This window comes from Mycobacterium sp. (assembly GCF_035499775.1).
In the GTDB taxonomy this organism is placed as follows: domain Bacteria; phylum Actinomycetota; class Actinomycetes; order Mycobacteriales; family Mycobacteriaceae; genus Mycobacterium.
This window is the reverse complement of the sequence record NZ_DATJYB010000525.1, coordinates 1-3,557: the sequence shown is the minus strand read 5'-3', so window position 1 is coordinate 3,557 and position 3,557 is coordinate 1. Positions and strand designations below refer to the sequence as shown.

At 65.8% G+C, this 3,557-nt stretch carries 3 protein-coding genes; 1 reads left to right on the top strand and 2 read right to left on the bottom strand.

Annotation, left to right across the window (positions count from 1 at the left end):
- Positions 1-3: 3 nt before the first annotated feature.
- On the bottom strand, positions 4-741 hold the full coding sequence (gene dapB, locus VML93_RS32230; RefSeq protein WP_325616922.1) for a 4-hydroxy-tetrahydrodipicolinate reductase: 738 nt from the start codon (positions 739-741) through the stop codon (positions 4-6).
- A 210-nt stretch (positions 742-951) separates the two neighbouring features.
- On the opposite strand from dapB, the gene VML93_RS32225 reads away from it, so the two are divergent.
- Entirely contained in the window at positions 952-2,256 is a 1,305-nt protein-coding gene (locus VML93_RS32225) for an IS701 family transposase (RefSeq protein ID WP_325616920.1), read from the top strand.
- Between the two features lie 52 nt (positions 2,257-2,308).
- On the opposite strand, the gene VML93_RS32220 is transcribed toward VML93_RS32225, so the two are convergent.
- Positions 2,309-2,995 (bottom strand): sensor domain-containing protein, encoded by a 687-nt coding sequence (locus tag VML93_RS32220; RefSeq protein WP_325616924.1) that lies wholly within the window; start codon positions 2,993-2,995, stop codon positions 2,309-2,311.
- Positions 2,996-3,557 lie beyond the last annotated feature (562 nt).

Below are 3,557 nucleotides of genomic sequence, written 5' to 3'. Positions count from 1 at the left end.
CTGTCATGCCAAATCGAGGAAGGGCTCGAGACCGACTGTGAGGCCGGGGTGTTCGCGGACCGTGCGGACGGCCAGCAGCACACCAGGCACGAACGACGTGCGGTCCAGGCTGTCGTGCCGGATCGTCAGGGTCTCCCCTTGGGTGCCGAAGAGCACTTCCTGATGCGCAACGAGGCCGGCGAGACGCACCGAGTGCACCGGAATGCCGTCGACGTCGGCGCCACGGGCACCGTCTAGACCGGTGCAAGTGGCATCGGGGTTGGCCGGCAGCCCTTTTCGCGCCTCCGCAATGAGACGAGCGGTGCGGGCTGCGGTGCCGGACGGCGCATCGGCCTTCTGGGGATGGTGCAGTTCGATGACTTCGGCGGATTCGAAGAACCGGGCGGCCTGCTTGGCGAAATGCATTGAGAGCACCGCGCCGATGGCGAAGTTCGGGGCGATGACGACAGCGGTAGTCGGCGACTTTTGCAACCATGCCTTGACTTGCTTCAGGCGTTCGTCGGTGAAGCCGGTGGTGCCGACGACTGCGTGGATTCCGTTGTCGATCAAGAACTTCAGGTTGTCCATCACGACGTCGGGGTGGGTGAAGTCGATGACGACCTCGGTGCGGCTGTCGGTGAGCTGGGTCAGCGGATCCGCCGCGTCGACCCCGGATGTGAAGGTGAGGTCTTCTGCGGCCTCGACAGCCGCAACCATGGTCGCGCCGACCTTGCCCTTGGCGCCAAGCACTCCGACCCGCATGCGCCTACCCTAGCTTCCGGCGCCCTGTGGATGATTTTCTGTGTTTTTCGGTGGTCCGAACTAGCACTTGAGTTTCGCAGTTTGACGCCTGTGACGCCTGTGATTTCTGGGGCTGTTGTGGCGTTGTTCGGCGTGTCGCCGTGATCCGGTGGTAAGCATGACGAAGCATCGGCGGTTGTGAAAGTTCAACCCCGAGATGGAGTTCCGCCGATGCTTCCGGGCCTGACCCTACCCTCATCGTGGCGCTCGCTGTTGGACGTTTTTCGGCCCGCGTTTCGCCGCGGATCGACGTTCGCGTTGTTCGCGCTGCTGGCTACCGGGCTGGCGGCACGCACCACCCGGCGCACGGTGGTGGGGATGCTCGCCGGAGCGGGCATGGCCGCGGCGGTGTCGTTCCACTGGGCGTGCCGGTTCTTCTCCCACCACGCCTGGGACGTCGAGGCGATCGGGCTGGTGCTGACCCGGCTGATCGTGGATCGGCTGCTGCCCGACGGGGCGCCGATCACGGTGGTGGTCGACGATACCCTGTTCCGTCGCTGGGGGCCCAAGGTGCACGCCGCGTACTGGACCCACGACGGCTCCGCCCAGGACCCCAACGCGCTGGGCCGCGGCAACCGGTGGGTGATCGTGGGCATCGTCGTCATGCTGCCGTTCTGTACCCGCCCGGTGTGCCTGCCGGTGTTGTTGCGGTTGTGGCGCGGCAAGGGCACCGCCTCCCCGGTGCAGCTGGCAGGAGAGATGATTTCACTTCTGGCCCAAGCATTTCCCGACCGCCGCCTGCACGGAGCCGGGGACGCCGCCTACCACGGCAAGGCCCTGCTGGTCGAGCACACCACGATCACCACCCGGCTGCCGGTCAACGCCGCGCTCTACGCGCCCGCCCCGCCGCACACCGGCCGACGCGGCCGACCCCGGCTCAAGGGAAACCGGCTCGGCCACCCCGCCGACCTCGCCGCACACGCCGACTGGCGACCGGTCACCCTGACCCGCTACGGCCACACCGACACCGTCGAGATCGCCCTGTGCGACGCGATCTGGTACGGCGCGTTCGGCAACACCGAAGGCCGCACCGTCCTGGTCCGCGACCCCGCCGGCGACAGGGTCCTGGCGATCTTCACCACCGACACCGACAGCGACGCCCAGACCATCGTGGAACGCTACACCCACCGCTGGTCAATCGAGACCGCCATCGCCGCCGGCAAACAACTACTCGGCATCGGCCAAGCCCGCAACCGACTGCGGCGCGCGGTGGAACGCACCGTGCCGCTTGGCTTCTGCGTCTACAGCCTCGTCATCGTCTGGTACGCGCTGCACGGATACCACCGAGACGACCTCGCCGCACGCCGCGAGGTCCAGCCCTGGTACCCACACAAAGACGAGCCCGCCTTCGAAGACATGCTCGCCAAACTCCGCAGAACCCTTATCGCATCCCGAATTACGGGCGTTGCCGCAGCTCAGCCCGATCCACACAAATACCGCGACTACGAACTAGCCTGCGCCGCAGCCGCCGCGTAACTGCGAAACTCAAGTTGCTACCCTCAATCAGTTATTTCCGGTGACGAGGGCCTTACCACCGCGCAGTTACGTTGGCAGCGATCTGATTGGCAATCTTCACCGCCGAGTCAGCGGGGTTAGCGCTGCACGTGTTGATGTCGATGATGACATTGTTTCTGAGCGCCAGCGCCCGTCCGCAGCCCCAGCCGGGGGCACTGGCATTCAGTTCAGTCGCGGTGGTACTCAGCGTGCCGTTCGCGTTGGAGACCTGGCCGACGGCCCACTGCGATCCGCTGCGCGTGTGGGTGTACTGGCGGCAGGCCGGCCACCGCTGGGCGGAGACATCGAAGAAGGCGCCGGCTTTTTCCACGAGGGGAAATAGCACCACCGCCTGCTTGAGATAGTGCGTGAAGTTGTCGCCGTCGTTAAGGCTCTGATCGCGTTCGGCGCGGAAACCGCTGTTGAGATAGTCCGACGCCTCCGCCGCCCCGTCGATGGCGAGGCACTCCGGAGGCGCCATGGTGGCGCTGTTGTCAGACATCGAGGTCTGGGCATTTGTCACCGTCATTGCCGTCGCCGCCATGGCGACGTTCACCTGGTCGGGGCTGAGCAGCAACTCCACCAGCTCACGCTCAACAAGAGGACGCGGAATCATCGATCGGGTGCTCGTCGTCGACCCGGCAAGACCTTTTGTGCTGCCGCACCCGACGACCAGCACGCAGATCACCGCGACACCCAGCGCGGCCGGTGGTTGGCGCATGTGTTCCTCCCATTGCGGCCGTGCCCAACCGATCAGCGCGGCGCGATGTCCCCCACGACGCGGCGCGTGAATACCAATCGTGCAGTGGTGCCGCCGACGCCGATGTGAAATTGACGGTGTTTCTTGATAACGATGAACGGTACTGTCCGGCTCCACCGAACGGGCGCCAAGCACTTCCGCCACCCCGTCGTCGATGAGCTCGATCTGGCCTTCGGGGCCATGGATCTGTGTCGGCAGATACCGGCCTGAAGCTCACCGTGTACAGCGCCGAGACAGAGCCGGACAGTCCGCCGGCGGACGGCCTGTCACTGTTGGCAAGTTGGGCTGCCACGCAAGCGTTGCCGACCCCCTCGCCAGTCGCGACGCGGACCTCAGCGCACGACGGTGACGACGGCCATGCCTGAGTGGAGTGCCGACGAATTGGACGACCTCCGCGCTTCCAATGAGATCCAACTGAACACCTTCCGAGCCGACGGGTCGCTGCGCACCTTCGTCCCGGTCTGGGTGGTCCAAGTCGACGGGAAACAGCAAACCTCAGCGGCGCGCGGAACCCGCCGCGACC

Coding starts and splice junctions, on each gene's coding strand:
- VML93_RS32220 (WP_325616924.1), bottom strand. CDS start 2,995: ATGCGCCAACCACCGGCCGCGCTGGGTGTCGCGGTGATCTGCGTGCTG.
- dapB (WP_325616922.1), bottom strand. CDS start 741: ATGCGGGTCGGAGTGCTTGGCGCCAAGGGCAAGGTCGGCGCGACCATG.
- VML93_RS32225 (WP_325616920.1), top strand. CDS start 952: ATGCTTCCGGGCCTGACCCTACCCTCATCGTGGCGCTCGCTGTTGGAC.